This window comes from Variovorax sp. SG517 (assembly GCF_013376045.1).
GTDB lineage: Bacteria > Pseudomonadota > Gammaproteobacteria > Burkholderiales > Burkholderiaceae_C > Variovorax.
This window is the reverse complement of the sequence record NZ_JABMJG010000015.1, coordinates 1-24071: the sequence shown is the minus strand read 5'-3', so window position 1 is coordinate 24071 and position 24071 is coordinate 1. Positions and strand designations below refer to the sequence as shown.

General features: G+C 64.3%; 22 protein-coding genes and 6 pseudogenes. 12 read left to right on the top strand and 16 right to left on the bottom strand.

The annotated features are described in order from the left end of the window. Positions 1 to 36 precede the first annotated feature (36 nt). Both FHT32_RS32335 and FHT32_RS32330 read left to right on the top strand, forming a co-directional pair. Entirely contained in the window at positions 37 to 783 is a 747-nt protein-coding gene (locus tag FHT32_RS32335) for a TetR/AcrR family transcriptional regulator (RefSeq protein WP_176668638.1), read from the top strand. A 335-nt stretch (positions 784 to 1118) separates the two neighbouring features. Continuing rightward, entirely contained in the window at positions 1119 to 2090 is a 972-nt protein-coding gene (locus tag FHT32_RS32330) for an alpha/beta hydrolase (protein WP_176668637.1), read from the top strand. Positions 2091 to 2235: 145 nt separating this feature from the next. Here FHT32_RS32330 and FHT32_RS32325 read toward each other — a convergent pair. Next, positions 2236 to 2451 (bottom strand): annotated as a pseudogene (locus FHT32_RS32325) (transposase); the annotation flags it as partial. Positions 2452 to 2465: 14 nt separating this feature from the next. Here FHT32_RS32325 and FHT32_RS35200 point away from each other — a divergent pair. The 4 genes and pseudogenes from FHT32_RS35200 to FHT32_RS32305 form a co-directional block, all read left to right on the top strand. After that, positions 2466 to 2684: pseudogene (locus FHT32_RS35200) on the top strand (transposase); the annotation flags it as partial. A 66-nt stretch (positions 2685 to 2750) separates the two neighbouring features. Further along, positions 2751 to 3692 (top strand): annotated as a pseudogene (locus FHT32_RS32315) (IS5 family transposase); the annotation flags it as partial. Between the two features lie 374 nt (positions 3693 to 4066). After that, on the top strand, positions 4067 to 4939 hold the full coding sequence (locus FHT32_RS32310; protein WP_176668635.1) for a site-specific integrase: 873 nt from the start codon (positions 4067 to 4069) through the stop codon (positions 4937 to 4939). 9 nt (positions 4940 to 4948) lie between these two features. Then, on the top strand, positions 4949 to 6145 hold the full coding sequence (locus FHT32_RS32305; protein WP_176668634.1) for an IS91 family transposase: 1197 nt from the start codon (positions 4949 to 4951) through the stop codon (positions 6143 to 6145). Between the two features lie 345 nt (positions 6146 to 6490). Here FHT32_RS32305 and FHT32_RS32300 read toward each other — a convergent pair whose 3' ends face one another. Together FHT32_RS32300 and FHT32_RS32295 are read right to left on the bottom strand one after the other, a co-directional pair. Beyond that, positions 6491 to 6871 (bottom strand): hypothetical protein, encoded by a 381-nt coding sequence (locus tag FHT32_RS32300; RefSeq protein WP_176668633.1) that lies wholly within the window; start codon positions 6869 to 6871, stop codon positions 6491 to 6493. Between the two features lie 519 nt (positions 6872 to 7390). Beyond that, a complete protein-coding gene (locus FHT32_RS32295) occupies positions 7391 to 8284 on the bottom strand; it encodes an SDR family oxidoreductase (RefSeq protein WP_176668632.1) in 894 nt (297 codons plus the stop codon). Positions 8285 to 8411: 127 nt separating this feature from the next. Between FHT32_RS32295 and FHT32_RS32290 the strand changes: the two genes are divergently transcribed. Both FHT32_RS32290 and FHT32_RS32285 read left to right on the top strand, forming a co-directional pair. Continuing rightward, on the top strand, positions 8412 to 8933 hold the full coding sequence (locus FHT32_RS32290) for a TetR/AcrR family transcriptional regulator (RefSeq protein WP_256099244.1): 522 nt from the start codon (positions 8412 to 8414) through the stop codon (positions 8931 to 8933). 311 nt (positions 8934 to 9244) lie between these two features. Further along, complete coding sequence (locus FHT32_RS32285; protein WP_176668630.1) at positions 9245 to 9526, top strand: hypothetical protein; 282 nt, start codon at positions 9245 to 9247, stop codon at positions 9524 to 9526. A 431-nt stretch (positions 9527 to 9957) separates the two neighbouring features. Here the strand turns inward: FHT32_RS32285 and FHT32_RS32280 are convergent, their stop codons facing one another. From FHT32_RS32280 to FHT32_RS35505, 5 genes are all read right to left on the bottom strand, one after another. Continuing rightward, positions 9958 to 10620 carry an aspartate/glutamate racemase family protein gene (locus tag FHT32_RS32280; protein ID WP_176668629.1) on the bottom strand — a complete coding sequence of 221 codons (663 nt, stop codon included), beginning with the start codon at positions 10618 to 10620 and terminating at the stop codon, positions 9958 to 9960. A gap of 7 nt (positions 10621 to 10627) precedes the next feature. After that, positions 10628 to 11785, bottom strand: coding sequence for an MFS transporter (locus FHT32_RS32275; RefSeq protein ID WP_176668628.1), 1158 nt, complete (start codon positions 11783 to 11785; stop codon positions 10628 to 10630). A gap of 11 nt (positions 11786 to 11796) precedes the next feature. Then, positions 11797 to 13122: an FAD-binding oxidoreductase gene (locus tag FHT32_RS32270; protein WP_176668627.1), complete on the bottom strand. Its 1326-nt coding sequence runs from the start codon at positions 13120 to 13122 to the stop codon at positions 11797 to 11799. Positions 13123 to 13252: 130 nt separating this feature from the next. Further along, a complete protein-coding gene (locus FHT32_RS32265) occupies positions 13253 to 13618 on the bottom strand; it encodes a hypothetical protein (protein WP_176668617.1) in 366 nt (121 codons plus the stop codon). Then, entirely contained in the window at positions 13557 to 14027 is a 471-nt protein-coding gene (locus FHT32_RS35505; RefSeq protein ID WP_371132307.1) for a transposase, read from the bottom strand. Before FHT32_RS35505 ends, FHT32_RS32265 begins: the two co-directional genes overlap by 62 nt. Positions 14028 to 14056: 29 nt before the next feature. On the opposite strand from FHT32_RS35505, the gene FHT32_RS32255 reads away from it, so the two are divergent. Together FHT32_RS32255 and FHT32_RS32250 are read left to right on the top strand one after the other, a co-directional pair. After that, a protein-coding gene (locus FHT32_RS32255; RefSeq protein ID WP_176668626.1) for an IS3 family transposase occupies positions 14057 to 15255 on the top strand; the annotation gives its coding sequence in 2 pieces (ribosomal slippage) (positions 14057 to 14324 and positions 14324 to 15255; 1200 coding nt in all). A gap of 39 nt (positions 15256 to 15294) precedes the next feature. Then, positions 15295 to 15435: pseudogene (locus FHT32_RS32250) on the top strand (IS110 family transposase); the annotation flags it as partial. Positions 15436 to 15742: 307 nt separating this feature from the next. Here FHT32_RS32250 and FHT32_RS32245 read toward each other — a convergent pair. The 3 genes and pseudogenes from FHT32_RS32245 to FHT32_RS32235 all read right to left on the bottom strand — a co-directional run. Next, positions 15743 to 16108: pseudogene (locus FHT32_RS32245) on the bottom strand (transposase); the annotation flags it as partial. Continuing rightward, positions 16045 to 16467 carry a hypothetical protein gene (locus FHT32_RS32240; RefSeq protein WP_176668625.1) on the bottom strand — a complete coding sequence of 141 codons (423 nt, stop codon included), beginning with the start codon at positions 16465 to 16467 and terminating at the stop codon, positions 16045 to 16047. The pseudogene FHT32_RS32245 and the gene FHT32_RS32240, both read right to left, overlap by 64 nt. Positions 16468 to 16727: 260 nt before the next feature. Continuing rightward, positions 16728 to 17389: pseudogene (locus tag FHT32_RS32235) on the bottom strand (transposase); the annotation flags it as partial. Between FHT32_RS32235 and FHT32_RS32230 the strand changes: the two are divergent. Continuing rightward, a complete protein-coding gene (locus tag FHT32_RS32230) occupies positions 17388 to 18335 on the top strand; it encodes a LysR family transcriptional regulator (RefSeq protein ID WP_176668624.1) in 948 nt (315 codons plus the stop codon). The pseudogene FHT32_RS32235 and the gene FHT32_RS32230 sit on opposite strands and share 2 nt — an antisense overlap. Positions 18336 to 18552: 217 nt before the next feature. Here FHT32_RS32230 and FHT32_RS32225 read toward each other — a convergent pair whose 3' ends face one another. Beyond that, on the bottom strand, positions 18553 to 18828 hold the full coding sequence (locus FHT32_RS32225) for a hypothetical protein (protein ID WP_176668623.1): 276 nt from the start codon (positions 18826 to 18828) through the stop codon (positions 18553 to 18555). 766 nt (positions 18829 to 19594) lie between these two features. Here FHT32_RS32225 and FHT32_RS32220 point away from each other — a divergent pair. Then, on the top strand, positions 19595 to 19798 hold the full coding sequence (locus FHT32_RS32220) for a hypothetical protein (RefSeq protein WP_176668622.1): 204 nt from the start codon (positions 19595 to 19597) through the stop codon (positions 19796 to 19798). A 121-nt stretch (positions 19799 to 19919) separates the two neighbouring features. Here the strand turns inward: FHT32_RS32220 and FHT32_RS32215 are convergent, their stop codons facing one another. The 4 genes from FHT32_RS32215 to FHT32_RS32200 are packed head-to-tail and all read right to left on the bottom strand — an operon-like array spanning position 19920 to position 23560. After that, positions 19920 to 20420 carry an Lrp/AsnC family transcriptional regulator gene (locus FHT32_RS32215; RefSeq protein ID WP_176668621.1) on the bottom strand — a complete coding sequence of 167 codons (501 nt, stop codon included), beginning with the start codon at positions 20418 to 20420 and terminating at the stop codon, positions 19920 to 19922. A 31-nt stretch (positions 20421 to 20451) separates the two neighbouring features. Next, a complete protein-coding gene (locus tag FHT32_RS32210) occupies positions 20452 to 21795 on the bottom strand; it encodes an aspartate aminotransferase family protein (RefSeq protein WP_176668620.1) in 1344 nt (447 codons plus the stop codon). Then, positions 21792 to 22889, bottom strand: a complete 1098-nt coding sequence (locus FHT32_RS32205; protein ID WP_256099243.1) for a phosphotransferase — start codon at positions 22887 to 22889, stop codon at positions 21792 to 21794. The genes FHT32_RS32210 and FHT32_RS32205 overlap by 4 nt, the downstream gene beginning before the upstream one ends. Before the next feature lie 5 nt (positions 22890 to 22894). Next, complete coding sequence (locus FHT32_RS32200) at positions 22895 to 23560, bottom strand: haloacid dehalogenase type II (protein ID WP_176668618.1); 666 nt, start codon at positions 23558 to 23560, stop codon at positions 22895 to 22897. Positions 23561 to 24071: the final 511 nt, after the last annotated feature.

The following is a 24071-nucleotide window of genomic DNA, read 5'->3' as shown; positions in this document are numbered from 1 at the left end:
TTATGGATGTGACTGCGAAAGTGTAAAGTCCCAAGCATGTCTGAACCCAATGAAGATGCAGTTCCGGGGAGCCCGGCGTGGTGGATCCAGCAGCCTGCCCGCAGCGAACGGGTCGGCGGTCGCGGCCGTCCTCCCGTCTCCTTCGAGAAGATTATTTCGACTGCGCTGGAGGCCGTGGACGAGGTTGGCCCACAGGCGTTCAATATGAGGATGCTGGCCGAACGCCTCAACTCAGGCACTGCAACGTTGTATAGGCATGTGGCGAGCAAGGACGAGATTCTGGTCCATGTCGTCGATCGCGTGCTGGGTGAAGTCGAGATCGATCCGCTTCGGCTGGCCAAGTTGCCATGGCAGAAGGCGTATGTGGCCGGCGCGACGGCATTCTTCAAGATACTGAGTGCGCATCCGAAGATCATCCCCTTGCTCGTGGCCCACATTCCGCTTGGCGCGAATGGTCTGGCGGGCAGGGAGCGGTGGCTCTCCCTGCTTGTCGCGAACGGTTTTCCCCCTGAGCTTGCGGCGCAAGCCTACGTGACCATGGCGAACTATGTGGTTGGATTCGCTATCCAGCAGCATCCGCGGGACGCCGAGGCCTCTGCGCATGCTTCGGATCTGAAGCGATTCTTTTCGGCGCTCGACAAATCCCAGTATCCGCATACTGTCAAGGTCGCGGGACAGCTCGCAGGCATCTCCATCCAGCAGCAGTTCGTTTTCGGACTGGAGCTGATCATCGCGGGGTTGGAACATTTCCGCGGCAAACAGGCACCCACCCGACGCGCCTGAAGCTTCATGCGCGCGTCGGGCTCTTTGGCGCGACAGATCAGATCGCAGAACTGTGCGGCCGCTGGGGTAAGCGGGATGGGGGCTTACCGTCTTCCGATCATTGACCGGGGCCGGCGACGCTTTGCATACTGCCGCCACTTTGCATGACTGCTTGTGCCACGCGCACCGGCGCAGTGGATCTTCTCATCGCTTGACCCGTTGTTTTTTATGAATACACTGTATCCATAAAAACCTGCAGCGCGAATGTAATGCCGGCACGACAACACGGAACGAGAAATTGCAATCTCGGTTGCCGTAAGCGCGCGCTGCGAGGTATTCTTTTTTGGAGATAACTCGTGAAGCGCTTCCTGACGACCTTTGCTGTCTGCTTGCTGTTGCTTAATCTCTGGGCCGTGGCTGGGGCTCGGCACAACTCGGAAGATCGACTGCTGGATGTTTCTGCCCGAAAGGAGTTCGCCGGCAGCTTTGTCAAGACCCGCATGGGGACGACCCGGTACATCCTGGAGGGGCCCGAGGGCGCACCGCTCGTCCTATTCGTCGGTGGCTTGACGACGGAGGCGGTGGAGTACTTTGAGAAGGCTGCGTCTGCCTTCCGTGATGCCGGATACAGAACACTGCGTTATGACCTTTTCGGGCGCGGTGGCTCAGATCGTTCGGATGCATTCGACTACGACCAGGCAACCTACGCCCGTCAGATAGACGAGTTGCTCGCGGAACTCAAGATAGACGACCCAATCTACCTAATCGGCCCGTCGTTGGGTGGCGGGATTGCCGCGTACTGGACGGCTGCGCATTCTGGTCGCGTGCGAGCGCTATCGCTTCACGCAAGTGCAGGATATGCGCCGGAATCGGAACTCACTGTCTCCCTGCTGAAGGTTCCTGTGCTCGGGCGGTATCTATTTTGGCTGCAGCAAGATCGACTGACACTCGGTCGGGTGTCTGCGCACTTTGCGACACCGCAACAAGCCGCAGTCGACCTCGTGCAGGACGGCATTCGCCGCAGTGCTCTCTTTATAGGCTATCGAGAAGCGCTGTTTCGGACAATTACCAACTTTGGCGCAACCAACCTGGAGCCTACGTTCACTCGGCTTGGCACGACCGCTGTGCCTGTGCAGATTCTTTGGGGCAAGGAGGACCAAATCCTGTCAGTCGATGGCGCCCAGAAAATAAATGGTTGGTTGAGGGGGCGGGCCGAAGTCGTATTGCTGCCCAATGTTGGCCACATGGCCATGCTTGAGGCAGGGGATCGATCAATTCCTCTTGTGCTCAAGTTCTTTGCAAGCACGCGAAAAGATCCCGCTCAATGAAAGCATCTAGGGCTACGCTGAAGTAGCCCCCTTTTCCGCATCGAGCATGCTGCACGCTTTGCATTGCGCTGATCGGCGTTCAGGATGACGAGCGTTTTCTCTTTGTTTGCGCATCGGCGCTCCGCTGCGGCGGCGCTTGGCCGTTTTACGGGCGCACGCGCACCAGCAGCAGCCCTCGGCTCATGTAGATGTTGGCCAGCGCAAGGGCCGTGAATGCCCTGGTCGCGTTCTTGTGAAGTCCACGATACCGGACCTTGCTGAGGCCCCACAGCCTCTTGATGACACCGAACACGTGCTCGACCTGCGCGCGCACCTTGGACTTCTTGCGGTTGCTCAGCCGCTGGCTCTCATCGGGCTCGCCAACTGCAGGCCGACATCGGGGCAATCGAGCGTCGCCTCGCTCAGCAGCTTCGCCAGAGTAGTGCGTGCAAGGCAGTGGCCGAGATTCCCGGCGTCGGGCTCATGACGGCCACCGCGGTGGTCGCCAGCATGGGCTCGCCCGCGGCCTTCAAGGATGCGCGCGAGTTCGCCGCGTGGATGGGTTTGGTTCCCCGGCAAAGCGGAACCGGTGGTCGCGTGCGCCAGCTGGGCATTAGGGAAGGTCTGATCAAGAGCACGTTTCTTGCATGAAGGATTGACCCTGCAAAAGGAGCACGAGCGATGAGCCAGATCAGTTTTGCGGATGCGGAGCAAGCGGGCAAGAGGAAGAAGACGAGGCGCGAAGTCTTCCTTGGCGAGATGGAGCTGGTGGTGCCGTGGAAGGCGCTGCTCAAGGTCATCGAACCCCACTATCCAGTGGCTGGCCGAGGCCGTCGGCCCTACCCGTTGCAAGCCATGCTGCGCGTGCACCTCATGCAGAACTGGTTCGCGCTGAGCGATCCGGCGATGGAAGAAGCCCTGTATGAGATCGCCTCGCTGCGCAGCTTCGCCGGACTCGGTCTGGAGGCGATCCCCGATGAGACGACCATCTTGAACTTCCGCCACCTGCTGGAGGCCAGCGACTTGGCCGAAGACATCTTCAAGCAGGTCAATGCCCATCTGGCCAGGAAGGGGCTGCTGCTGAAGAGAGGCTCCATCGTCGACGCCACGATCATCGCGGCGCCCAGCTCCACCAAGAACGAGAGCGGCGAGCGAGACCCGGAGATGCACCAAACGAAGAAGGGCAACCAGTGGCATTTCGGGATGAAGGCGCACATCGGCGTAGAGGTGGACTCGGGGCTGGTTCACACCGTGACGACTACCGCAGCCAACGAGGCGGATGTGGAACAGGTGGGCGATCTGCTGCACGGAAAGGAAGATGCGGTGTGGGCAGACTCGGGCTACCGGGGCGCACGGGTGCGGGTGACACACGATGTGCAGTGGCACATCGCTGGCAGGCCCAGCGACATCGCGAAGATGCCAGAGGGCCGAGCCAAGGCCAGGGCGCGCAAGCAGGAGTACCAGAAGGCCAGCATCCGAGCCAAGGTGGAGCACCCGTTCCGGGTGATCAAGCGCCAGTTCGGCCTGGCGAAGGTGAGATTCAAGGGATTAGCCAAGAACACTGCGCACGTGATCACGCTGTTTGCGCTGTCGAACTTGTGGATGGTCAGAAGAAAACTGATTGCGAGATGGTACAGCTGCGCCCGCAACGGCGAAGCCGATGCTACCCGTGAGGTGCTCAACCAAATCTTCCGGCGCGTCGACCTTTTCCAGCTCCGACTTGATTGTTCGCAGAAGCTCGGCAGTTAGAGCTTGCTGAAGACGGTCAAAGGCGCCTGTGGAGACCAGATTCATGTTGTTCCCGTAGTTTTACGAGCCGCTGTCGGGTGTCCGCTACTGCCCGACTGTAGCTGGACAGGTTGCTTGTGCAAAAGGCCCGAGGACTAAACCGCTCGCGCGGTAGCCCGCCGCAATGGCCGCGGTGCGGATAGGCATTGCGCCCGTGTCTATGTTGAGAACCGAGGCAATCGGCCTCGTTCTTCGACAGGAGCACGATCATGACCCCTTCCACACCGGCGGTTTCACCGCTGCGCCAGCGCTTGCTCGACGACATGCGCATGCGCAAGCTCGGCCCCAAGACGCAATCTGCCTACATCCGTGCCGTGCGCTACCTCGCGAGCTTCCTTCAGCGCTCCCCCGACACAGCCACCGAGGAGGATCTGCGGCGTTTCCAGCTGCACTTGGTCGATCGGGGCGTTTCGCCGATCACGCTCAACGCCACCATCACCGGCCTGAAGTTCTTCTTCGACGTCACGCTCAATCGCGGCGAACTGGTCGAGAGGATGAGCTACGTGCATGTGCCCCAGAAGCTTCCGGTGGTGCTCAGCCGCGACGAGGCCGCACGCCTGATCGCAGCAGCCACCAACCTGAAGTACCACACGGCACTGTCCATCGCCTACGGCACCGGCCTGCGGGTCAGTGAGATCGTTGCGCTGAAGGTCGGCGACATCGACAGCGAGCGCATGACCCTGCGCGTCGAGCAGGGCAAGGGTCGCAAGGATCGCTATACGATGCTCTCGCCGGTTCTGCTGGAGCGGCTGCGGGCCTGGTGGCGATACGCCAATGCAATGGGCAAGATGCTGCCCAACGGTTGGCTGTTCCCCGGCCAGAACCCAGTCGACCCCTCGACCGCGCGCCAGCTCAACCGGGCAGTCCATGACGCTGCCGAAGCAGCCAAGATCGACAAGCGCGTCACCATGCATACGCTGCGCCACAGCTTCGCCACGCACCTGCTGGAGCAGAAGGTGGACATCCGCGTGATCCAGGTGATGCTCGGCCACAAGAAGCTGGAGACCACGTCGGTCTACACGCACGTGGCTACCGAAGTCCTGCGCGACGTCGTCAGCCCGCTGGAGAAGCTGTCTGCGTAGATCGTCTTCATGGCGCACTGCGCCCTGGAAGTCGCCGACATCTTCCGCACCCACGGTCCTGGCTGGCGCAACGCGCAGCGTGGTCACCTGAGCCTGGGTCAACTCAAGGTCATGTCGGCCATCGAGCAGTGCCGCAGCGCGGCGCTGGGCGGCCACGTGTTGCGTTGCGAAGGCTGCGGACAGGATCAGATCGCCTACAACTCATGCCGCAACCGGCATTGCCCGAAGTGCCAGGCGAGTGCGGCGCAGCGCTGGCTCCAGGCACGCCAGGCCGATCTGCTGCCGGTTGACTACTACCACGTCGTCTTCACCTTGCCGGCGCCGATCAGTGCCATCGCCTACTACAACAAGGCCGAGATCTACGCCTTGCTGTTCGATGCGGCCGCCGAGACCCTGTTGACCATCGCAGCCGATCCCAAGCACCTTGGCGCGAGCATCGGCGCGACCCTGGTGCTGCACACGTGGGGATCGGCACTGACGCACCACCCGCATGTGCACGGTATCGTGCCGGGCGGAGGTCTGTCGCCGGATGGCGAGCGCTGGGTCGCCTGCAAGCCCGGCTTCTTCCTGTCCGTGCGGGTGCTGTCGCGCCTGTTCAGAACGCGATTCCTCGAAGCGCTCGGGCAGCTGTATCGCGCGGGCCGCCTGCGGTTCTTCGGCGAGTTCGCCGCGCTGACCGACGCACGCGCCTTTGCGCATTGGCTCGCACCGCTGCGCAAATGCGAATGGATCGTCTACGCCAAACGACCGTTCGCCGGGCCCGAAGCGGTGCTGGCCTACCTGTCTCGCTACACGCACCGCGTCGCCATCTCCAACAGCCGGCTTGTAGCGATGGACGAGCAAGGCGTCACCTTTCGTTGGAAGGACTACCGGGCCAAGGGCCGTATCCGGCGCAAGACGATGACGCTCGATGCCGATGAGTTCATGCGCCGCTTCCTTTTGCACGTCCTGCCGAGTGGCTTCCATCGCATCCGGCACTACGGGCTCCTGGCCAACGGCAATCGCACGGCCAACCTGGTGCGCATCCGCGAACTACTGGGGCAAAAGGCTGACGCCGTCCCGCAAATCACGAGCCTGGATGCCGAGCCTTGCCGTCCTCATCCGACCTTCGTCTGCGTGCACTGCGGCGCTGCGATGAGCGTCTTGCTGACGTTGGCTCGCGGACAGCCGATCCGTGCGCCGCCAACACAGGTCCGAGCGCCATGACGACGCAACTGCTCAGCCAACCTTCGACCCTTCTTGCGATCGGGCCGATGAAAGGAAGTCTGGTCTTCGAGTCGGGTGATGCCCTTCGTCGACCGTCCTGGCGTCGAGCGACGCGAACGACGGCCTGGATTTACTGCGCTTCGGCAACGCCATTGGAGCCATCCCCCGGGCTCCGCGCCGCAGCCAACTTGGGCCACGCGTTCCGAATCCCCATAGGCTCGTAGCGTTCCCTGTCCTCAGCAGAGCATTCCGCGGTTTCTTCCTTAGAGGCTTGTCCAACACCTGCCCTCCAGCCGTTGTCGTGCGCGGGCTCGTGGTGTTGCACGGGCAGGTATCGGACAACCCTTAACCGAGGTAGACGCTGGCGTAAAGCTTTTTCCCCGAGGGGTGCGCGGTCACGTGCTGGGGCGTGCCTGCCAAGGCGTACGTGGTGACTCCCGACAAACTGCCATCTGAAGAAACGGTGTATGCAGTCAGATTGTCCAATCGCTCGTTGGCCGCAAAGCCGAAGCGATCGGCTCCTGCCTCCGAGCAATTGACCGTCACCGAGCTCACCGCCGCCCCCGCCACCGTCCCAAAGGCCTGTTTCGCAACGCAGACCTGCAGCGCGGTGGGCTGCGTCTTCACGGTCACGCCGTAGTTGGCACCGTCGTCCAGCGAAGTGGCGAAGCTGAAGCTGCCGTCGGCTCCGACGGCCAGATCGTCACCTGCGTTGTTCTGCAGCACCAGCCCACTGCCCGCCAGGCCGGTGACAGTGCCGCCGACGGTGAACTTCGACGCGCCCGGGGGCGGCGCAGGGGGAGGAGGTGGTGGCGGCGATGGTGCGTCGCCTCCGCCTCCGCCCGTTGGCCGGAGGAAGGGGCACGAAGGAAAAGCCGCCGCCGCCGCCCCCGCCGCACGATGCAAGCATCAAGGGCACGACGATGGCCAGGGCGAGACTCAGTCGTGTGCGAGGGGGCAGGGGCGGCATTTTTTTACTTGAGGAAACAAATGTGGCGGGCATGTTATCGGGACGCGCTTCCATTTGCACGTTCCGTGACTGGGAGCGCCGTGCGAGGATTTTCGGGTGCGGCGCCTCCCACAGGAGATCCTTTCGCCTTCGGGCGTGCCAGTGCTGGGTGGAGGCAGGTGCCGATGGGCGGTGAACGGGCTGGCGAGCTGCGGGGTGGTCGATGGGCCCTCGAGGTTCTTCTCATGCGGCCGGCGGCAAGTGAAGTCCCTGATCCTTCGAGCGGCCTGGGCCCTTCAGGTGCCCGGGTAGTGGCCCGCCGCGATGTCTTCGAGCAAGGTCGGGTGCTGTGGCTTCCAGCCCAGCCGTTCGCGCGTCTGGGTACTCGACGCCGGCGCGTCGGCACCGAAGAACGCGCCGATCCAGCCGAAATGCGCGCCCGCATGGTCAGAAGAAATCGATGTCACCGGGACCGCCAGCGACCGGCCCAGCGCGGTGGCAATGGTGTGCGCGGTGATGGCTTCCTCGGCGACCGCGTGCAGCACGCAGCCCGGGGCGGCCTTGTCGATGGCGAGGCGCACCAGCTTCGCGGCGTCGAGCCGGTGGACCGCGGACCAGCGGTTCCTGCCCTCGCCGAGACAGGCCGAGACGCCCTGGGTGCGCGCGATCCTGGCCAGGGTTGCCACGAAGCCGTGGTCGCCGCCGGCGCCATGGACGGTCGGTGCGAAGCGCACCACCAGGGATCGGATGCCGCGATCGGCCAGGCCCAGCGTGTAGGCCGCATTGCCGACCCGGGGATGCACCGCCGGGGCCGGCATGTCCGCCTCGGTGCCGATGCGCCCCGGCGCCAGGCCCAGCGTGCCCGAGGCGATCAGCAGCGGGCCACCGCTGCCCTGCAGCACCTCGGCGAAGGTGTCGATGGCCGCGCGATCGGTTCGCGCAGCGTCGGCCATCTGGGAGAAATCGTGCTTGTAGCCCAGGTGCACGACGCCTTCGGCGCGGGCGGTGGCATTGCGCAGGCTGTCTAAGTCGTCGAGCGAGCCTTGCATCACTTCGGCCCCCAGGGCCTTGATCCTGGCCGCGGCCTCGTCGCTGCGTGCCAGGCCGATCACATGGTGGCCGGCCGCGATGAGTTCGGTGACGCTGGCCGAGCCGATCCAGCCGGAAGCGCCGGTCACGAGGATTCGCATGGATGGTCCTTTGATGTCATTGAGTGACATCATTGTAGGCCTATGATGTCACTTTGTGTCAACACCACGGGAAGCGACGATGGGGCGTTGGGAGCCGGACGGCGAAGGCCGCCTTCGAATGGCGGCCATGGAACTGTTTGCGGAGGTCGGCTACGAACAGACGACCGTCGCCGCCATCGCCGAGCGCGCGGGGCTCACCTCGCGCACGTTCTTCCGCCATTTCGCTGACAAGCGGGAGGTGCTCTTCAGCGGCTCGGACGTGCTGCAGGCGTCGATGGTGGCGGCGCTTCGCAGCGCGCCAGTGGATGCCAGCGCCATGGATGCGATGGCGTTCGCGTTGCAGGCACCCGCCGATTTCTTCAGCGAGGACCGCCGCGACTTCGCTCGCATGCGCGCCTCGGTGATCGCCGCCAATGGCGAACTGCACGAGCGCGAACTCATCAAGCTAGCGAGGCTCTCCGCGGCGCTGGCTGAGGCGCTGCGCGCCAGAGGGATCGGCGAGCCCGACGCGAGCCTGGTGGCCGAGGCGGGCATTGCGGTCTTTCGCGTGGCGTTCGCGCAGTGGGTCGGGCCGTCCGAGCGGCGCACGTACGGCGACGTCGTCGGTGCGTTGCTGGCGCGGCTGAAGACGCTGGCGGCCCTTCATTGAGACTGGCAAGTCGGTCCACCGGGGCCGACGTCCCCGGTCGTGGCGCTGCGCTGAGGTGGCTTCCCAGTGCGGCATCGGCGCTGTGCGGGGGCGGGCCTGTGACCAACGGACGGCAGCGTCGGCGCGCATCGCAGGCCGGCGCGGCATCGAGGCCAGCGATCCCTGACGGCGCGTTCATCGCAGGGCCGTGAGACATCGGGCGCGGAGAGGGCAGTGTAGGACGGCGCTGTCCGGCACTGGCTCCTACCCGCTCATTGCGATGCCTCGGGGGCACGCTACCGTGGTCCAGGCCGTCAGCACGCGAGACCCTTATGCCCACCCTGCGCCACATCGCCATCACGGTCGTCGAGAACACGCAAGGTGCCTACCGGTGGCGCCTGATCGAACTCGACGAGGCCGGTTGGCGCGTCCTGCGTGAGCAGCCCCGGCCCGTGCGCAGCTACAAGGCCGCCATGGCGGCGGGACTGCTGCAACTGCAGGGCATGATCGACGACCTCGACGTGGGACCCGTCGAAGAAGAGGTGGAGGCCACCCCGGCGGCAAAGAAAGGGCCGAGCTTCGGGTTCGGCTTCGGCCTTCCGGCGCTCGACTGACCGAGCGTCATCGCGCACGCATCGAAGTCCGTCGCATCGGCCGGATGCTGTTCTGCGCCAATAAAGTCGCAAACTCGGCAATAGAGTCGTAAACCCTTCAATAGAGTCGTAAATGGAGAGTGCGATCAAGCGCCCTGCATTGCTTTTTTAGCTGAGCTGTTCTGCCCCTACTTTCGGTTGAGGCGCGCAGATAAATGCTGCAGTGTCAGGTGGCCCTTGCTACGCCCCGAGATGCTTCCAGAAGCACGCACCGCCGTGACGAATAGCAGAGCCACAGCAGGTTGGTCGATGCGGACATGGCTCGATTCACCGCCGTGGCTGGTACACGGCGGACGCCGGCCACAGGCTTTCGCTTGAAGTGCGACCCCGTGTGCCCCGCCCATATGCACGTGCGTTTCCCGCGAGTCTCGTGGGGGAATGTCACTTGGTGATCAGGCCGCCGCGGCCACGCGCGCCATGACATCGCGGACCATCCACTCCGGGCTGGCGAACACCGGCTTGCCGGTGGCTTCAGCGAGCGGCGCGGCCAAGTGGGCGAGCGAGGCCTGTGCCAGCACCAGCCGGTCGGCGCGCGCAGCGAGGGCAAGCGCCGATTCCCTCACCAATGCATCGTGGGTTTCGCGCCGGCCGGCGGAAAGCGCGTCGAACGCGCCGTCGACCAGTACGCACTCGGCCTTCACCCGCGCGCCGGACGCCGCGGCATGTTCAGCCAGCAGTGAACGGCTGGGCTCCAGCGTCGAGCGCGTCGTGTACAGCAGGCCGACACGCCCATCGCAGCGGGCCGCCTCGACGTACATCGCGTCGTCGATCTTCACGATGGGCACCGGCACCAGCGGCCGTGCCGCATCGATGGCGGGAGAGGTTGAGGAGCAGGTGAAAACGATCAGGTCCGCGCCTGCGTCGGCGGCCAGCGTGGCCAGTGTGACGATGCGCCGCGTAATGGCGGGCGACGGCCCGTCTCGCAGCAGGTCCTGCAACACGCTTTCGTCGAGCAGGTGGAAGCAGCGCTGCTGTGGCAGCTCGGTCTGGAAGCGCGGCCGGAAACGGTCGACCAGCAGGGCCACGGTGTGGATGAAGGCGATGGAACGGATCATGGGGCTCTCAGTGGTCTTTAAGGGGAAGCGCGAGACGCGCGCCGGCAGCCGCCATCACGCCGGCGGCCCAGAACACGCCGGCCGCACCAACCAGCGAACCGGCCGCGCCCGACACCAAAGGAATGCCGACGCTGGATGCGTTGTTCACAATCACGCGCATCGCCACTGCTTCGCCGTAGCGGTGCTGCGGCGCGAGCCGGTGCAGCAGGCTCATGACCATGGGCTGGGTGCTGCCGAGGCTGAAGCCCAGCAACGCCGAGCACAGGCCCATGGCGAATGGCGCCTGCACCAGCGGATAGAAGGCGAACAGCAGCGCGGTGGAGACCATCGCGCCGAGCAGGACGGCCCATTCGCGCAGCTGTGCGGCCACAAGCGGCGTCAGCAGCCGGACGGCGGCGGCGCCGATGCCGAAGGCGCCCAGGATGCTGCCGATCACCGAGGCGGGCATGCCGCGCTCATGACCGAGCACGGGCACGAGAAAGGTGTGCACGTCCCAGCAGCACGACAGCAGGCCGGTCACCAGCAGCAGCCGGCGCAGGCCGGCATAGCGCCAGGGGTCCCGGACGCTGCGCACGTTGGTGGGCGCTTCGTGCGGCGGGGGCGCATGATCGACCGCCCCTCGCACGGCTAGCCAGGCCAGCAGCGGCAGTGGCGTCAGTGCCAGGAGTGCGACGCGAATCCCGGCGCTGTCGATGAGGAACCCGACCATCAGCGGGCCCAGCACGTTCGACAAGGCCAGGCCGATCGCCAACCACGAGAACGCTTGGCGGAGTGATGCCGCTTCGCCCGCGACTCGCGGAACATGGCGCTGGACCGCAATGATCACGACGCCGCCGGCACCGCCGGTGAGAAGCGCGCTGGCGCACAACACCGGCAACACCGGCCACGCCGCGGCCATGGCGCAAGCCGCCGCAGCCACCACCACGGCCATCGCGACCGGCCGCTTCAGCCCGCTGCGCTCGCAGTAGCGGCCCGCGGGCAGTGCGAGAAACAACTGGGCGAGCGCGAACAGCGCGATCAGGCCGCCCGCTGCTGCCTCGCCATGCCCCAGTCGCAGCGACTGCAGCGGCGTGGCCATCCGCAGGCCGGTCACGCAGGCGTTGACGAACAGCTGGGCGAGCACCAGCCTCGCCAGCTCACCGGCCGGAAGTTGGAAAGGGAACATGCGGTGGACTGCTAGAAGTCGGCGACTTGGCCCCAAGCCGACTTCGCGAAGCGCGCCGGGTTGTAGGGTGCCGGATCGAAAATGGGCGGCGCACCCGTCGCCAAGTCGGCGATCAGGTGGCCCGCGCCGGGGCCGATGCCGAAGCCGTGGCCCGAGAAGCCCGCGGCCAGGATGAAGCCGGGGATCTCCGGTACCTCGCCGATGCCCGGCACGCCGTCCGGCGTGTTGTCGACGAAGCCAGCCCAGGCGTTGGCGATGCCCGCCTGGCCCAGCGCCGGAAGCAGCTCGGCCGCACGGTGGAAAGTCTGCTTCACCGCCGCGGCATCCGGCCTGGGGTCGAGCACACGAACCCGCTCCATGGGCGTGGGCGCATCCAGCCGCCACCATGCCAGCGTTTCGTGGCCGCCGCGTATGCCCTCCAGACCGCCCGGGAAAACGTTGCGCCAGCGCTTGGCGAACATCGGCAGGAATTGCGGCGCAAAGCGCAGCAGCTGCGCTGTCGGGTCCACGCGCCCGCGCCCGCTGATGGCGAGGTTGTAGCTGCCGTCGCTGCGCCGGGTGACGGACACGCGTGCGGTGTGTAGCGCAGCTGGCAGGCGCTCGGCCACGGATGACACACGCACGATGGTCTGGCGAATCGTGGCTTGGGGAAACCTGACGCCCTGCTGGCGCAGGAAGGACGAAGCCCATGCGCCGCCGGCGTAGACGGCCATGCGGGTCTTGATGGTGCCGGCCTCGGTGACCACGCCGCTGAGGCGGCCGCCCTCGCGCTCGATGCCTCGAACGGCGCAGTTCTGATGCACCGTACCGCCAAGCTTTACGAGCGCCGCGGCCACGGCGGGCGCCGCCTTCGACGGGTCGGCTGTGCCGTCGCTGGGCGAGAACACGCCACCCTTCCACGCGCGGCCGGTGGCCCCGCCCCGCTCGCTGGCCTCCCGGCTGCTGAGCATGTGCGTCGTCACGCCGGCCGTGTTCGCGAACTCGCCCCATTTGGCCCAGCGGGCGATCTCGTCCTCGTCGTCGCTGAGGTAGAGCAGGCCGCAGCGGCTGAAGCCCGTGTCCTCGCCTGTGTCCGCCGCGAACTGCTGCCAAAGATCGAGGCTGCGGGTGGCCATGGGCAGCTCGCGTGCATCCCGGTTCTGCTGGCGGCACCAGCCCCAGTTGCGGCTCGACTGCTCGGCACCGATGCGACCCTTCTCGACCAGCGCGACCGACAGGCCGCGACGGGCCATGTAGTAGGCCGTGAAGACACCGATGATCCCGCCGCCGATGACGACGGCGTCGGCATGGGGCGGTAGTGGGAAGGAAGTCTCAATGAGGCGCAAGGGCTGGGGCATGGATGGATCCCTATGGTTTGTTCAGGTCGCCGTGCGTTCACGACGTAGGGTTTTGCGATGTGTGCGACGCTGCTGTAGCCGATAGCCCCAGCTTAAGGGTGGTCATGAAGAGGTTGGTGCCGTTGCGTGGTCATAAATCCGCAGCATTGATCGCCATCGGCGCCTCTGCCGACACATGCTGCGGCGGCCTGGGAAACAAAGGACGGCCGGCCGGAAAACTTGCCCGCAGAGGTAGGTTGTAGGCGCGCCGCAGGAACGGCAGGTTGACTCCGACGCATCGGTCGTCGATCGCCACAAGAACTACCTGCTGTTTCGGGATATTGCGGCGATGTCGCTGCTGCTCGTGCCGGCGCTGCTGCTGGCCATGTACGTCACCGGCGTCGACTCGACCCGTATATTGGTATTCGTCGCATGGTTCCTCGGACAGTATCTGATCACTGCTTTTGCTGCGAGAAGCACTGGCATCCGCTTCGTGCAAAACGTGTTGGCCGTGCATGCGAGTGGCGAGGTGGCCGGCTCAAGGTCTGCAATTCACAAAGTCGCACCGGTTCAGGCGCCAACGATAAATGACGCGTGCCGATGCTGGTGGCTCGACGCTCGCCCAGACCTGTGCCAGGCCAGGCGTCTGAAAAGATCACCCCCGCAGCAGATGCCTGAGCTCGGGGAGCAGGACCGAGACGATCTCGTCGTATTGGCGGTCGAAGGTGCTTTAGGCTGTAGTCCAGCGCCCTTGCCAGCGCAGTGCCGTCGGTTGCCCGCACTCGGTGCGCAATCATCCAGGCGTGCAACGCATCAGCGACCGGCCGTGCCTTCTGTCGGCGAATCTCAAGCCGCTGCTGCGCGCCCAGATCGCGTACCTCGCGCTCGACTGAGGTTGCCCCCGAAATTCGGAGTTCATAGCTCAAGCCCGGAGAATGCCGGGAAGGAGTGAGAGATGAACGAGCAACGCGGTCGGGGTAAGTACACCCTCGAGTTCAAGCAGGAGGCTGTCAGGCAGGTCAAGGCCGGGCGGGCGGCATCGGTGGTCGCCAAGACGCTGGGGATGCCCAAGGCCAGCCTGACGAATTGGGTGAGAGCAGATGCTCAAGGCCAGTTGGGCATGACTGCTGAGGGTAAGCCGGCGCCCGTGGTCACGCCCGAACAGGCCGAGATTGCCCGTCTGAGGGCTGAGGTGGCGCGTCTGAAGATGGAGCGTGACATCGCAAAAAAAGCCGCGGCGTACTTTGCGCAGGACGTGCTGCAAGGTACGCCTGGATCCAGTCGATGAAGCGGCGCTGGCCGATCACGATGATGTGCGAAGTTCTGGAGATCAGCCCCAGCGGGTACTTCAGCTGGGAAGCCTCGCAGCGGCGGCCAGCCAAGGGGCCAGGCCGCAGCCACAGCGACGAGGCCTTGCTGGCGCACATCAAAGCCATCCACGAGCAACTGCGAGGCGAGTACGGATGGCCGCGAATGCACAAGGAACTGTTGGCTCGCGGCGTGCGGGTGGGCAAGGAACGGGTACGCCTGCTGATGCAACGGCACGGCATCCGGGCCAAGGGCAAGAAGAAGTTCGTGGTGACCACCGACAGCCGGCACCACTTGCCTGTGGCACCGGACCTGGTTCAGCGCCGCTTCACACCGGCTGAGCCCAATCTCGTGTGGAGTGGTGACATCACCTACTTGTCCACCGAAGAGGGCTGGCTGTACCTGGCCGCGGTGCTGGATTTGCACAGCCGTCAAATCGTAGGTTGGAGCCTGCAGCCGCACATGCAGACGGCGCTGGTCAAGGACGCCTTGCTGATGGCCTGCTTCCGTCGAAAGCCCGCAGCTGGCCTGATCTTCCACTGCGATCGCGGCAGCCAATACTGCAGCCGGGACTTCCAGGACGCGCTCAAGGCCTGGGGCATTCGCAGCTCGATGTCGCGCAAGGGCAATTGCTGGGACAACGCCCCGACTGACAGCCTATGGAGCCGCCTCAAGACGGCCTGCGTCCATGGCCGACGATTCGCAACGCACGACCAGGCACGCCAGGCTGTCATGGACTGGATCGCCTTCTACAACCATTCGAGGCTACATTCGGCGCTGGGCTACATCAGCCCGATGCAGTTCGAGAAACGCCGGATGGCGGCGCAGCTCCAATCTGCCGCCTGATGATCGAGTTATGCGCTCCGAGTTCCAGGGGCAACCTCAATCAGCGGAGTCTTCAACCGACGGAACAAGAACGTGGCCGCGGTGGCCGTCGCCAACAAGAATGCTCGGATCGCATGGGCGCTTCTGGCCCACTACCGGCAGTTCGACGCGGGCTACGTGCGCAGCGCAGCGGCGGCCTGAACGAGAGGAACTAACAACAACGACGACAGGGAGAACGAACCACCGATTGCTCAGGCGATCATGCAGTGATGGCAATACAGGTAAGACCGTGGTTGGCAAAGCCCGCGCCGGACGAGGCACCTAGAGTGCGTGTAAGCGATCGAGGCGTCAACCAGCAAATCCCATCAGGGACAGCGGCCCAAAAGGCTGCGTCAAAGTCCGGATGTACGGGTGCAATCTTTACCTTCGAGCCGTCGCGAATTGAGCGCTTGGCATAGGGGGCGTCCATGTACGTCCGGTGAACCCACCTTGACGGCGATCACGAGGGTCAACTCTGCTGCCACCGATGCGGCAGGAGTTCTTCGATATGGCTGGCGGGATGGGTCGGCAACCTGGTCAGCACGTCACGAATGTAGGCGTAGGGATCGTGCCCATTGAGCTTTGCAGAGTGGATCAGGCTCATGACGGCGGCGGCTCGTTTGCCTGCGCGCAGTGACCCGGTGAACACCCAGTTCTGGCGGCCGAGGGCGATTGGCCGGATCCGGTCTTCTACCCAGTTGTTGTCGATCGGCAGGTCGCCGTCTTCAAGGAAGCGCGTGAGCGCGTCCCAGCGCCTGAGGCTGTAGTCGATCACCTTGGCGGTCGCCGATCCATTTGGAATTTTCTGACGCTGCTGGTGCATCCACTGATGCAGCGCATCGGCCACCGCTCGCAGAATTGGCTATAGCGGTAGGTCGGCTGCCCGGGGTGCGCCGCGACGTGCTCCTCGCACAGCAGCATGAGTGTCATGCCCTTGCGCTGCAGCTCCTGATGCACGCGGCCGTAGTCGGGCAGCACGTAGTGCGAGGGACGGTCCAGCCTGCCTTGCACGACACGACGCTCCAGCGCCGTGTCGCTGAGCGTTTGAATGGTCGGCCAGTCCAGGCCTGCGGCGCCGGCAAGGCCGACGTACTTGGCCGCGACGCTCTTGGAGATGTCGAGTGAAGCCGCGATCCGTTCATGGGAGAGGCGGGCTTCGAGTTTGAGACGAAGGACGTCTCTGATGTTGCGCATGTTGATCCTTGGTGCGGGCAAGCCTGTCTCCGGCAAAAGCCGGGCAGGCTACCCGCGTGAGATGGATGAAATACACAACACCAACACGCTGACATACGCCAGCGTTCCGTTACCGTGACCGAAGATTCCGCCATCGTGACCAGCGATTCAGGACCATCCAGAAATCGGTCACGTTGAGCCCGGAATCACCGGTCACGTTCGCGCGGAATGCCCGATCACGATAGGCCGGAACGGGCGGTCAAGATGCCCCGAAATACCCACAGGAGCTGCAGGTCGACGCCCAGGCCTTTTTTTAACAGTTCATTGGCCTTGTTCAAGAGGTCCTGTTCAAGGCGAAGTTGCCTGGCTTCGCGGCGCGGCGACTCGACTTGGCGCTCGAGCTCGTCGCGCTCTTGCGAAGGCGAAATGGATGGGTGCGTTTCGTGGATGCGGGTGCCTCACGTCCTAGAAGTTGGTTCTTCCAGTTGTACAGCGTTGGCCAGCACACGCCGAACTTGTCGGCTACTGCCTGCGCACTTTCCTCGCGCGTGCAAAGCTCCATGACTCCCGCTTGCATCAGCTTCCCAGAGTAACTTCTTCGGCCCACGCTGCCAAAGGCGGCCCTTCTGGCCTCAGGAACGGCCTCGCGAACCCAAGCGGTCAGTGTCCCTCTTCCGGGGTAGCCCAATGCCCTCATGGTGGCAGCAATGCAGCGGTCGTGGGCGAGGTAGTGATCGATCGCTGCGTCTTTCTGTTCCTGCGAGAACTTGAGTCTCCGGCCCGCATAGCCCATTGGCAAGTCGAGCTTCTGCTGATATTCGTTGTACCAGCCCTTCAGAGAATTCTTTGTTGGATAACCAAGCTGGCGGATGGTGGGCCGCACACGTTTACCCGGCTTGATGTAGAGCTCAACGGCTCGAATCCGATCTTCGTATGAATACATGAACTACCTCCTGGTAGTCCAAGTTTTCGTCCGCACCCCCCCCTTCGCCGCGGTGGTCGAACGAAAGAGCTTTGCCCGGGCAGCAGAACATCTGGGCCTGTCACCCTCTGCGCTGAGCCAGACCATTCGACAGCTTGAAGGCCGCATCGGCGCACGCCTTCTCAATCGCACGACACGAAGCGTCGCGCCATCGGCCAGTGGCGAGCTGCTCTATATGCGCATCGCCCCGTTGTTTCGAGAGATGGCTGCTGCGGTCGCTCAAGCCAGTGAAGCCGCAGGACAGAACACGGGCACGCTTCGTATCAACACGCTGGGGATCGCAGCGAGAACCATCATCGCCCCCAGGCTTTCACGCTTTCATCAGGCATACCCCGACGTGGTGCTCGACATCGTGGTCGATGACGCGCTGGCCGATATCGTCGCGGGACGATTTGACGCGGGCATCCGCGTGGGTGGACACCTCGAGAAGGACATGGTCGCCGTCCGCCTGACGCCAGACCTCGATATGGTTGCCGTGGCGTCTCCCGACTACCTTGCTGGTCGAGGCATACCCAAGACCCCGGCCGATCTGCATGGCCACGCGTGCATCAACTGGCGGCTTCAGATGGACGGCAGGCACTATCGCTGGGAGTTCGAGAAAAAGGGGCAACGACTCGAAGCGGCGGTAGACGGCCCCGTCGTCACGAATCACGCCGACATCGGCATTGCCGCCGCACTGGGCGGGCTCGGCATTGCCTATCACTTCGAGCGAGATAGCGTCGGTGACCTCCTGGCCCAGGGCAGGCTGGTCCAAGTCCTGGCGGACTGGTCGATTTCACGCCCCGGGCTGTTTCTCTACTATCCGAACAGGCAGCATCGACCGGCCCTCCTCGGTGCATTTATCGACTGTCTGTTGGACAAGGACTTGGAAGAAAGCCCTCGCAGGCGGAACGCCAGAGCCGCCTGACTGTCGGCGCCGCGCACTTTCCAGTCGAGCCGCGCACAAGGCGGTGAATCACACTCGGCGATCTCACGATCTCGCTGGAGGTCGGTGGTGGACACCAGGGGACGGGGCCCTTGCCCCTCGGCGGAAACGAGCCGGCTGGGCAGGGGGCAGGGTGGGCCTCAAGGAGGTTCGCGTCGTTGACCCGCCTGGCGTCTACAACCGCCCGTCTCGCCGAGCCCTATCCGGGACGCGCCACCAGCCTGACGTCTTGCGCAGGATCCTGATGAAGAATCAGCGCCCAGGTCAGTTCGAAGCCCATCAACGCCTTGTCCGGGACCGGGCTTGCTTCGAGGTGGGCCTGAGAAAACTGCCGCTGTTGCGCCAGTTCCTGGGCCAGCAGGTTGGGATGGGGGTGCGTCTTGATGAGTGCCCTTAACGCGGCAGTCAGCGCCATCTCCGTTCCGAGAGAGTTTGCAGCTGAAGCAGCTCCCGTAGCCTCTTGCGGTGTGGTCATCTTGTCCTTCCCTTGCGGGTTCCGTGTTGAGGTGTGATGACTCTACTCCAAGAGTGGGCTGAAGCGGCGCCGCATCCGAGAAGGTCGTGAGCAGACGCCACCTTCAGCGCGTGTGACAGGAAGCGCTTTCCTCCTGCCTCCTGCGTGCTCCTCGGTCGGCCGCTGGCAGGCTCCGCCTACCGCGCCCTCGGGGGTGACGAAGGTGGCCGGCCTGTGGCGGGTTGATGCGCCCGTATCGCGCGTGGGTCTTGAGATTCGGCGCGGTCTGACCACCGACCGAGGCGTCGCTGGGCGTGCGGAGATCTGGAAAGGAAACGATGCGGACGGCGTCCCCGTTTCAATGGTGGGGCCTGGAGACGTTGCCCAGCTTGCTGAGCATAGGAGGCTCCGACGCCCACACCGGGCCGACGAGCGCGCCCGGCTTGGGAACAAGGGGCAGCGCCCGCGCCCGTGAAAAAGCCCGCGCAGGGCGGGCTTTGGGAAGGTGGTCGTGAACTCTTACGCGGTCCACGCTACGGCAAATTCTTTTGCATGAAGTCATTGTTGTTTTTCTCGTCGTAGTGACTTCGACGCGCTGGCATGAGATTCAGCTTGCCTGGCCAGGCACTGCCCAGCAGGACTGAGCATGGCCTGATTGTATCAGGTGGCACTTGAGGGGGAGGTGCTGCCTGCCCTGATGAAAACCGTCCTCGGGCCGCCTCCTGTTGGCTGGCGAGCGGGTTGCGCGTATCGTGATGCGGGGTGGTGCCGAGCAATGGGGTGTCATATGGACGGCGAAACATCGACTCATGACGGCAGGTCGGGGCAATGGATCTACACCATCTACATCATCGAGGCCGGCGACGACGCGTTCAGTGCCGTGGCGGATGTGGAACTGCATCGGCAACAGCGCTGCAAATTGGTGGTCAGCCTTCCCCGGACCGCCCGTGCTGCAGGCCTTGAGACATTGAAGCGCAAGTGCATTGAATGAATCGAGCATGCCGAAGCGCGGGGCATCGGCCTCCCAGCGTCCGCTGCACCGTGCGATTTGCGCGACGTGAGTTGCTGGTCTGACCGGTGACCGGTGGAGGCTGTGCCAGCAACGCAATCCCTCACTCCCACCGCTTTTTCGTCGCGATGATGCCCAGCGGATACCCGCGCCGTCCCAGCGACTGGCGCAGGACGATGCGGCTAGCGAAGCGTTCGATGCCGATGTCGTCTTCCAGCATCTTTTCCATCAGCGACTGAAAATAGCCGACGCTTGGCGCCACGATCTTCAGCAAATAGTCGTAGCCGCCGCTGACGTTGTACCAGTCGACGATTTCCTCGTACTTCCCGACGGCTTCCTCGAACTTGCTGAAATCATGCGGCCGATGACTGCCAAGGGTGACCTCCGAGAACACGATGACATGGTCGCCCAGTTTTTCCAGGGCGATCTCGGCGCCATAGCTTCGGATCAGCCCGGTCTCCTGTAGCCGCTTGGTCCGCAACAGGCACGGGCTTGGGCTGAGGCCCACAGACTCCGCCAAGTCAACGTTCGAGCAGCGCCCCTCGCGCTGGAGATGCACAAGAATCTTGAGGTCGAACCGGTCGAACGAGACTGCTGATCTCATGGCCGCCATCGTACGTTCAATTCGACTCGGGCTATCCGCGCTGCGCCTCCGCGAGCGATTCGTCCAGTGCTTCGATTACTATGCCGGCCTGTTCCGCCGACAGCACCAGCGGCGGACGGATCTTGAGCACGTTGTGCCCCTGTGCGCACGCGCTAAGTAGCACGCCTTTGACGCGCATCAGGTTGACCACCCGGCTGGTCAGGTCGCGGTCCGGTGCTCGCGTCGTCCGGTCCGACACGAGCTCGACGCCCACGAAGAGCCCTGCTCCTCGTACGTCGCCGATGGCCTCGTGCTTCGCGGCGAGCCCAGCGATGCCGTCGAGCAGCACCTTTCCGACCTTGGCCGCGTGCGGCACCAGCCGGTCCCGTTCAATGGTTTCCAGCACGGCCAGGGCCGCTGCGCATGAGACCGTGTTGCCGGCGAAGGTGTTGAAATAGCGGGAGTTCCTGCCGAATTCCGCCAGCGCGTCGGCGGTTGCGAGGAGGCCGGCGATCGGCTGGCCGTTGCCCATCGGCTTGCCCATGGTGACGATGTCGGGAGCAAGGCCGTGGCGCTGGAAGCCCCACATGTGCTCGCCGGTGCGGCCGAAGCCGGGCTGCACCTCGTCGGCAATGAACAGCCCCCCCGCGCGCTTGATCGCCTCGACCGCCCCCCTCAGGAAACCTGCCGGCTCGGGCAGGATGCCATCGCTGGTGAAAAGCGAATCGACGATCAACGCCGCAGGCTTGATGCCGTGCCGCTGAAGGTCCGAGATAGCCGCCTCGACATCGCGCGTGAAGCGTTCGCCGAGGTCGGCGCCCTCGGCGTGGTACAGGCGCGGCGCCCGCACCAGGCGAACGTGCGGACCGAGGTCGACGGTCACGCCCAGCGATGGCGAGAACTGCGACACGGCGTCCGTGATGCCGTGGTAGGCCGTGTCGGTGACGATCACACCCGTGCCGCCGGTGCGCACCTTGGCGATGCGGTACGCCAGGTCATTGGCCTCGCTGCCCGTGCAAGTCAGCATCAGGTGAGCCAGGTCGGTGCCGGGCACGCTGGCCAGTAGGCGCTCGGCCAGCTCAAGGATGCTGTCGTGGAGGTACCGCGTGTTGGTTGCAAGCGTCTGCACTTGGCGGCAGATTGCCTCGACCACCGCGGGGTGGCAGTGCCCGAGCGAGGTGACATTGTTGTAGACGTCGAGGTAACGACGGCCTTCCGGGTCCATCAGCCACACGCCGTCGCCGCGCACGATATGCAGAGGGTGTTCGTACATCAACCGGTAGGCGGGGCCGAGCAGCGCATTGCGCCGCCCGATCATTGCTTCGGTGGCGGGGCCCACATTGGCGCGGCCAGGGATGTAGGCGTTGACCATGTTCAGGTCGGTGGTGGATTTCATGAAGAGGTTCCGTTTCGTGCGGGGTTCAGTAGGCGGTCGCGCGCGTCGTTGCGGGAGAGGTCTGCCATCTGCGACAGCGCCTCCCAGGCTGCGGGGTTGTGGCGCATGATGTAGGCGCGGTTTTCGGGATAGCGCAGGGCTCGCCACTCCGAAATCAACACTGTGATGAGCTGGCGCGTGGCCATGAGGTCGGCGACGATGTCCAGCTCCGGCTCGGTCAGCGGCAGGACAGCCTGGTACGCCTCGACGAACTGCGCCGGCCCCTCGAAGGGGTCGGCACTGCCGGCCATGTGGAAGGCGGCGGCCGTCGCCACCTCGCCGACCAGCGGAGCGTGGAGCATGTCGCCGAAGTCGATGATGCCGGTGATCCGCGCCTGATCGTCCGGCGCGACCAGCACGTTGTAGAGGTGATAGTCGTTGTGGATCACCTGCGCCCTCAACGATGAGAGGCGGGGCAGTACATGGTGGGTGAAGCGCGTCATGAACGACTGAGCCAGCGTGCGGCGCGACCTGTCGGTCAGGCTGTCGAGCTGAACGGTCAGCCGATGCGCGGCCGACACGTTCCACAGCAGGTCGTGCACGGCCGCGGGATGGGTGAAGCCCTGCAGGGCGAGATCCAATTCCGCCAGTCCCTTGCCCATTGCCACTCGCTGCGTGGCGGTGCGCTGTGTCTCGCGGATCTGGATGCCTTCCAGGTAGGTGAGCATGCGCACGGTGGTCCGGACGCCCTCGGCGAGCGCCACGGTGTCACACGCATGGCCGTCCAGCGTCCGCACGACGCGAGGGACAGCAAGGCCCGGCGATGTGCGGGCAACATGTTCGAGGGCGGCGATCTGGAAATCGACCAGCGGGGTCGGCTCGGAGGGATTGCTGATCTTGACCACATAGCGCGAGCCGTCGGCGGCCTCCACGGCGCAATTCTGGTCGCGCTCGCCTGCCAGCGGCTTCACGATGCCATCGATGCCATAGAGGCGCGCCACCAGCGCGTGCACCTGGGCCGGCGCGAGGTCGGGCGCTGCGGTGCCCAGCGCGGCGGCCTCGCCCGGGCGGCCCTCTGGCCTCGCCCCTGGAGGTCCAAGGTGGGTATCGAGCATGAGCATCAGAGTCCGAGCAGCGCGGGAAGCTGACGAACGTCGGTCAAGCGGCTCACGCCGTATTCGCTCGACGTGGGTTCGTGGCCCCGATCGATGAAGGCCTTTGCCATGAAGCCAAGGTCGGACGCTGTCATCAGGTCGTAGCGGAAGCTCGACGAGACATGCATCATCCGATCGGGCCCGCAGCCGAGCTTGTCGAACATGTACTCGAACGCCCGCATGCGCGGCTTGTACGCGCGTGCTTCCTCGGCGGTGTAGACCGCATGGAAAGGGGCCTTGAGGTGAGCGATGCTGTGAGGAATGAGGTCGACCATGGAGTTCGACAGGATCACCAGCGGCACGTGTGGCGCGATCGCCTCCAGCACTTCGACCACGTTCGGATGAGGCTGCCAGGTCGGCACTGCGTCGTAGAGCGCGCGCGCATCCGATGCCAGGCATTCGATACCGTGCGCCTTGCACGCACGCTGGATGGAGTTCTCGACCACGTCGTAGAAGGGCTTCCAGTCGCCCAGCACCTCGTCGAGGCGATAGGCGCGAAAACTGTCCAGGAACGCGGGCATCCGTCCGGCCGGCACACGGTCCTTGAACAGGACTTTTGCCGTCGGGCCCATCTCGAAGTTGATGAGCGTTCCATAGCAATCGAAGCTGATGAATTTGGGTTTGAAGATCATGGTAGACCTGCTGCGTTGAGATGAGACAAGTCTAGGTTTGCCTCCCCTGCAGGAGATGCCATATCGCTGTGGATACCGAGCAGTTTCTTGGTCAATCCGAAGGGTGTGCGACATTTTTGGCGGCGCTGTTCGGGGTCTGGATCGCGCTTGGCACACAGGTGCGTGTCCAAGTCTTCCTTGCTCAAATGGAGCCGGCGCATCCGCTTCAACGGAACGGCCGAGCTCCGGGGCACGACCTCACTTCCCGGCGGTGACGAAAGTCACTCGAGCGACTTCCTCTTGCGGGAGAGGTTTATCGGCGAACATCAAGGCGAACAACTCCGTCTTGCCATACCTGCGTCTCCGCCCCATTCAGGATGGCAACGAATTTGCAGGCGAGGCCTCTGCGCCCCGCTGAATCCCCCGACTTCCCTAGATGTTGATTTCCATCCAGAAGTGACCCACTTGGTCGTGTGATTTCCATCTAAATCTGACCCACGTGATAACCCTAACCTGCTGCTTTTAGCAGCAG

Excerpts from the sequence above, each read along its gene's own strand:
- FHT32_RS32335 (WP_176668638.1), top strand. The coding sequence starts at position 37 with ATGTCTGAACCCAATGAAGATGCAGTTCCGGGGAGCCCGGCGTGGTGG.
- FHT32_RS32310 (WP_176668635.1), top strand. The coding sequence starts at position 4,067 with ATGACCCCTTCCACACCGGCGGTTTCACCGCTGCGCCAGCGCTTGCTC.
- FHT32_RS32305 (WP_176668634.1), top strand. The coding sequence starts at position 4,949 with ATGGCGCACTGCGCCCTGGAAGTCGCCGACATCTTCCGCACCCACGGT.
- FHT32_RS32295 (WP_176668632.1), bottom strand. The coding sequence starts at position 8,284 with ATGCGAATCCTCGTGACCGGCGCTTCCGGCTGGATCGGCTCGGCCAGC.
- FHT32_RS32290 (WP_256099244.1), top strand. The coding sequence starts at position 8,412 with ATGGAACTGTTTGCGGAGGTCGGCTACGAACAGACGACCGTCGCCGCC.
- FHT32_RS32285 (WP_176668630.1), top strand. The coding sequence starts at position 9,245 with ATGCCCACCCTGCGCCACATCGCCATCACGGTCGTCGAGAACACGCAA.
- FHT32_RS32280 (WP_176668629.1), bottom strand. The coding sequence starts at position 10,620 with ATGATCCGTTCCATCGCCTTCATCCACACCGTGGCCCTGCTGGTCGAC.
- FHT32_RS32275 (WP_176668628.1), bottom strand. The coding sequence starts at position 11,785 with ATGTTCCCTTTCCAACTTCCGGCCGGTGAGCTGGCGAGGCTGGTGCTC.
- FHT32_RS32270 (WP_176668627.1), bottom strand. The coding sequence starts at position 13,122 with ATGCCCCAGCCCTTGCGCCTCATTGAGACTTCCTTCCCACTACCGCCC.
- FHT32_RS32265 (WP_176668617.1), bottom strand. The coding sequence starts at position 13,618 with ATGCACGGCCAACACGTTTTGCACGAAGCGGATGCCAGTGCTTCTCGC.
- FHT32_RS32240 (WP_176668625.1), bottom strand. The coding sequence starts at position 16,467 with ATGCGCAACATCAGAGACGTCCTTCGTCTCAAACTCGAAGCCCGCCTC.
- FHT32_RS32230 (WP_176668624.1), top strand. The coding sequence starts at position 17,388 with ATGAACTACCTCCTGGTAGTCCAAGTTTTCGTCCGCACCCCCCCCTTC.
- FHT32_RS32225 (WP_176668623.1), bottom strand. The coding sequence starts at position 18,828 with ATGACCACACCGCAAGAGGCTACGGGAGCTGCTTCAGCTGCAAACTCT.
- FHT32_RS32220 (WP_176668622.1), top strand. The coding sequence starts at position 19,595 with ATGGACGGCGAAACATCGACTCATGACGGCAGGTCGGGGCAATGGATC.
- FHT32_RS32215 (WP_176668621.1), bottom strand. The coding sequence starts at position 20,420 with ATGAGATCAGCAGTCTCGTTCGACCGGTTCGACCTCAAGATTCTTGTG.
- FHT32_RS32210 (WP_176668620.1), bottom strand. The coding sequence starts at position 21,795 with ATGAAATCCACCACCGACCTGAACATGGTCAACGCCTACATCCCTGGC.
- FHT32_RS32205 (WP_256099243.1), bottom strand. The coding sequence starts at position 22,889 with ATGCTCGATACCCACCTTGGACCTCCAGGGGCGAGGCCAGAGGGCCGC.
- FHT32_RS32200 (WP_176668618.1), bottom strand. The coding sequence starts at position 23,560 with ATGATCTTCAAACCCAAATTCATCAGCTTCGATTGCTATGGAACGCTC.